Annotated in this window: 4 protein-coding genes and 1 pseudogene; all 5 read right to left on the reverse strand. The window is 66.9% G+C overall.

Annotated features, from left to right (window positions below; translation table 11 throughout):
* Positions 1–53: 53 nt before the first annotated feature.
* Positions 54–1,130, reverse strand: coding sequence for a dihydrodipicolinate synthase family protein (locus D9599_RS30075; protein WP_198385019.1), 1,077 nt, complete (start codon positions 1,128–1,130; stop codon positions 54–56).
* 27 nt (positions 1,131–1,157) lie between these two features.
* Positions 1,158–1,997, reverse strand: coding sequence for a tripartite tricarboxylate transporter substrate-binding protein (locus D9599_RS30080; RefSeq protein ID WP_198385020.1), 840 nt, complete (start codon positions 1,995–1,997; stop codon positions 1,158–1,160).
* 360 nt (positions 1,998–2,357) lie between these two features.
* The gene (locus D9599_RS30085; protein WP_198385021.1) at positions 2,358–3,353 is read right to left on the reverse strand and encodes a dienelactone hydrolase family protein; all 996 of its coding nucleotides are present in this window, start codon (positions 3,351–3,353) and stop codon (positions 2,358–2,360) included.
* Between the two features lie 212 nt (positions 3,354–3,565).
* Positions 3,566–4,402 (reverse strand): hypothetical protein, encoded by an 837-nt coding sequence (locus D9599_RS31820; protein ID WP_232481125.1) that lies wholly within the window; start codon positions 4,400–4,402, stop codon positions 3,566–3,568.
* A gap of 329 nt (positions 4,403–4,731) precedes the next feature.
* Positions 4,732–5,049: pseudogene (locus D9599_RS31825) on the reverse strand (integrase core domain-containing protein); the annotation flags it as partial.

The following is a 5,049-nucleotide window of genomic DNA, read 5'->3' on the forward strand; positions in this document are numbered from 1 at the left end:
TGCTGCGAACATCACCGCCGATTGACAAGGATGCGGGGGCAAGATCGTGTTGTTCAAGCGTACTGGGGTCGCGCCGCCAGATCATCCGGCCGCACACCCTGCGCGTAGAGATTGCGGCCGACCAGGAAGCTGTCCTCGGGCGCATCGCTGGGCATGATCCCGATGTGACGGTAGGTGTCGTTGATCCTCTGTCTAGCAGCGGCATCCAGGATTGGGACAACGTCGCTCTCTTCAAGATCACGGGACAGCCCGCCGTTCCCGCCCGTCGCCCACTGGAAGTACTTCATGTGCTGCCAGGGGTGCCCGCCCACCGCCACGAGCGAGGCTTGCAGGGTGAAGATCTCCCGCACAGCGGGCTGCACCTCCCAGTAGCATCGCAGGGCCGCGTCCATGCGGCCCGCCAGGATCTCGCGCATGAACTCGACCGCCAGGGGACGCTCCGGCGACTGGACGGACTCCACGATCCAGTCGGCGGTCACCTGAATGGGGTAGCTGCGGGCGAGCACCGGGATAAGGTCGAGGTTGACGGGGTTGACCACGAGCCGGTCACCGACCGTCTCGCAGCACTGCATTGCCAGGACAGAGTTGATGGGCTGCGTCAGCTTCACGGCGACGACCTGCGGAAGGTCTGCCAGGCGATCGTAGACGGCGAGCGGCAGCCCGCTCGGGTGCAAGCCACGCAAAGCCCTATTGTCGTGACCGTACAGCACGAAGCGCATCGGACTGTCGCCGATCAGCCGGAGGTACCAGTCGTAGAGCTCATCGTCCGACTGGGGCCGAACACCGCGCGGTAGCACGATGAAGGCGTGACTGCACCCCGCGCGCTCCGCCCAACGAAGTACCTCGATTTGCTCCTCGAGGTTCGGGCGCTCGAGGATAGCGCCGATGGCATAACGCCCCGCAGCCTCGTCGCAGGCAACCTCCAGGAAGCGCCCGGTCTCTGCGACCGTGAGCCCTGGCGTCGAGCAAGAGGAACCGAAGAAGCCGTGGGCGATGCTCTGCCGCACGTCGTGCCGGATGCCCCCCTCATCGAGCGCCCTGAAGTCGGGCGTGAAGGAGGGCAGCAGGATGTTCCCGACGCCGCGCATTTGCGCGCGCGCCCAATCCTTCGCCGAGCTGTCCGACCGCATTGCTCTTCCCCCCCTGCTCCGCCGCGCCTAGTCCTCGGGCCGGAAGCCGGAAGCCTGGACGATCGGCCCCCACTGGTCACGCTCAGCTCGAAGGCGCCGGGCGAACTCGGCCGAGCTGCTTGTCAGGGGTCGGTAGTCCAGCCGCGACAAGCCGTCGCGCACCTCCGGCGTCTCTGACGCCGCGACGAGGCTGCGGCGTAGCTCCTCTACAAGGGCCTCGGGGGCCCCAGCGGGTAGCAAAACGCCGAGCCACTCCTCGGCGGTGAGGTCAGTGTGGCCCTGCTCGGCGAAGGTCGGCACGCCCGGAAGCGCGTCCAGGCGCTCTTCGGAGGAGAGGCCGAGAATGCGCAGCGCGCTGCTGCGCTGATAGGTGGAGACGCCGCCGACCGGCACCAGCACAGCGGGGATCTGCCCGCCGAGCAGGTCCTGCACCGCGGGGGCGGTGCCGCGATAAGGTACATGGGTCAGCGACAGGCCGAGGGAGCGGCCAATCTGCACCCCCAGAAAATGCGGCATCGAGCCCGCGGCGGGACTGGCGAAGGGCGTCTCCCCGCGCGACTGCGACCAGGCTGCGAAGCTTTCGAGATCCCGCGCAGGATGGTCGGATCGTACGGCGAGGGCAAAGGGGTAGACGCAGACCGGCGTGACCGGTGTCAGATCGACCAGCGCGTCGTAGCGCAAGGCGCGGCCGTAGAGATGCGGGTAGATCGTCAGCAGGCTGGCAGCCCCGACCAGCAGGGTCATGCCGTCCGGAGGCGCAGCCTTCACCGCTTCCACCCCGAGGCGGCCACCGGCGCCGGTGCGGTTCTCGACGATGACCTGCGGCGCGTAGCGGCCCCGCAGCTGCTCCGCATAGAGCCGTGCCACAATGTCCTGCGGCCCGCCTGCCGCAAAGCCGACAACCGTCCGGACAACGCGCCCCGTGGGCTGCGCCTGAGTACGCGTGGCCGCCACAAGGGACAAGCCAACCAAACTGCGCCGGGTCGATAGCAGCGTCATGTTGAGGACCACCGGACGTTCCGACCCGTTCTATGCGGGCCCGTCGGCACGTTATGACCATTACCAGCCTACCTCAAGGACCCGCCCCATGGCTCGGCACTGTCGAGCCAGCAGGGGAGTCATTGGCTCGAGCGGCCGACTACTGCCACGTCGCTCACAGGGCTGGCTGCGAAGAGAGCCCTGCGCTCCGCAAAGCATATTCGCTGGAGCTGTACGTTCGAGCAACACTCAGTGAAACAGGGCCTCCTTTAGAAAGGCTTGCACATTGGCGCGGACTGCGGCGGCGTCGGTGGGGTCGTGGCCAGTGTGGGCACCGATAGCGACGCACGCCGAGGTCTTCTGCACGAAGGGCTCGTTCGTGCCGGCCAGGTTGATGACCCCGTTCGGGCCCTCCTGCATACGGCAGTTGCGGGTGCTCTGCGCGTTGGGCACGTCGACAAGGGCGGGAGCCGTCGGGTTGTCGAAGCTGTGCTGGCCGTTGGGGTACTCCGTCAGCGTGGCGTCGGCCCCGGCGGTACGCAGGCGCTCCACGTAGTCGCGGCAGGGGGCGATCGGGACGTAGTCGTCCACCACACCGTGGTGCAGACGGATCGGCACGGTCGCGACTTGGACATCGCCCTCGTAGCGGACGTTGCATGGGGTGTAGAGGCCGATATGGGCGGCAAAGCGGTTCTGCGGATTGCCGTAGAGGCCGCGGAAGCGGGTGCTGGCCGAGTAGACGGCCGCGACGGCCCCCTTGGAGAAGCCCATGACGGCGACCCGGTCGGCACGGATCCGCGGATGAGCGGCCAGCAGGTCCAGCGCCCTGTAAGCGTCCACCATCATGGCCAGGGAGTTCAGCAGGTCCTGGTCGGTGACTGTGCTCGTGATGCCTCGACCGGCGAAGCTGTCGAGAATGAGGGCGGCGATCCCGGCCTCGTTCAGCTGGCGTGCCCAGAGATCGGTGGAACCGCTGATGCCGCCCGAGCCATGGACGAGGACGACGGCCGGCACCCGGGTCGTCGCCGGGCCGGGTGGCAGGCGAAGCTCGCCGGCGAGGGAGGCCTCAGTGCCCCGGACGCCTCGCAGGAACTCCGTGCCAGACGGCGTGGTGCTGCGGAGGGGCAGAACCTCGATGCGGCCGGGCAGGTCCTTGGGCGCAGGCTGCGCCAGGACTGGAAGTGATACCCCCAGGACAGCTGCCAGCAAGGCGCCAAGGCGCAAGGATGCGATGCGATCAGCCATGCTCGTGCTGTCCCCCTCCCGCGCCGTGTCGATGCGTCTCGCCGGCGTCCCTGGGGAGGCATTCGGCCATTCGCGCTGATGAGCGTCAACCAGGTGAGGGGAACTTGCCTGAGACGGATGTCCAAGGGGGCTGCCGGCCGAGGGCTGGATAGTGCCCCAGGCCTGATCTGATCGTGCTGGCACGACGGGGTGCCACGCCCGGTTCCTTCCTACTAGGTCACCCCTAGCTGCGGCTTACCTGAGCCACGGTTGAAGAAGCGGGAGATGGCCGAGCGTCGCCTTCCACCCCGGTCCTGCTCAACTTCTCCGCTGGCTTCGCTGCCCCCTACCCTGTTAGGGGGAGCGATCGTCGGAGCCTGAGCTCCCTGCCCGCTCAAGGCCTTCGCTTTCTGCGCCCTCCTCCAGCGTGTGACAGTCGTGAGGACATCGGCATCGCTGAGCAGCTCACGGCCAGATAGTTCAAACGCTGCCCTGAGGAAGCGCATGCAGGCCGTCGGTGCAGAATGCCCCTCGTCAGCCAGCGTGAGTTCAGCTTCAAGCCCCGTGTGGCGCGAGAACACCTCCGGGAGGCCCTCGGCCAGGAGCCAGCCGTTCTCCAGCCCACCCCGACGTTCTGACAAGCTCGGCTCGGGTGACCGATGGCCTTTCAGATCATGCGCCGCAGCTCTGGCGGCAGCGACAAGGGCCAGGAGGAACTCCGGGCTGTGCAACGCCGTGCACGCAGCAGCTGACGCATCGCCGCCCGTCTTCAACCGCGCCTCGAGCGCGTCACAAGCTCCTCGGCGCTGGTTGCTCGCCCCTCTGGCGAGAATGTCGTGCAAATGACGCGCTGCGCTCGCGACCTGGTCCAGGAACTCAAGGTTGGCCAGAGCCGCGCCTGCAGTGGCCCGGCGGTGGTCATGTTCGGCAAAGGCTGCTTCGACGTCCATCCAGAGAACGGATGGATCCAGCAGCTCTGGCGCAGCAAGGCCAGCCTCCTCCAGCAGCGCTCGTCCCCGTTCACGACGAAGTTGCTGCGGTGCCCTGTTGGACATTGATGACGCGTGCAAGCCGTGGTTCTCCGAGCATCGAGTGTAGCTCCCCTTATCATTCCTAAGGTGCAATCAGATATATCGATGTCGACAAGATGTCTTGAGGGTGGACTTGCCTCCCGGTGGTCGGCATCAGGAAACGTCAGGCTTGATGCAGACGCCGTACGGGGGACCGCTTGGCGGTGAGCGCCACTATCGCTCACCTTTGGCTGCAGTTCCTGCCTGACTGAGACCTCGCCATGCCGCTGAACCGCCTGACAAACCACAGCGCCAGGGCAGCCACTATCGGCACCTCCACCGCGCCGTGTACCTCGCCGCTGGGACCTGAGGCTGCGGTGGAATGGCTGACGGCCGTTGAAGCTTTCCACGAAGGCGTTCTGCTGCGGCCTACCAGGGGCGATGTAGTGCCACTCCACCTGCCGCACCTGCAGCTTCTCCTCGGCTTACAGCCGCCGCAGCTTCTTATAGCTTATCCGTGCACCAACGCGCACCAGCAGGACGCCCAGCCGCCGGCAGCCGAACCGGCGCCGCTCGGCCGCCAGTTCCCGCAGCCGCGCTCGGACTGATGCATCATCAGGGCGCGTGGCTCGGTAGCGGACCAACGTTCGGTCGACACCCACCAATGAACACGCCCGCCGCTGGCTGATTTCGTGCACCTCTTGGGC

It is taken from the genome of Roseomonas sp. KE2513, assembly GCF_016107305.1.
Taxonomy (GTDB): Bacteria; Pseudomonadota; Alphaproteobacteria; order Acetobacterales; family Acetobacteraceae; genus Roseomonas.

Bases quoted from the DNA above. Each gene is read 5' to 3' on its own strand.
- D9599_RS30075 (WP_198385019.1), bottom strand. From the start codon at position 1,130: ATGCGGTCGGACAGCTCGGCGAAGGATTGGGCGCGCGCGCAAATGCGC.
- D9599_RS30085 (WP_198385021.1), bottom strand. From the start codon at position 3,353: ATGGCTGATCGCATCGCATCCTTGCGCCTTGGCGCCTTGCTGGCAGCT.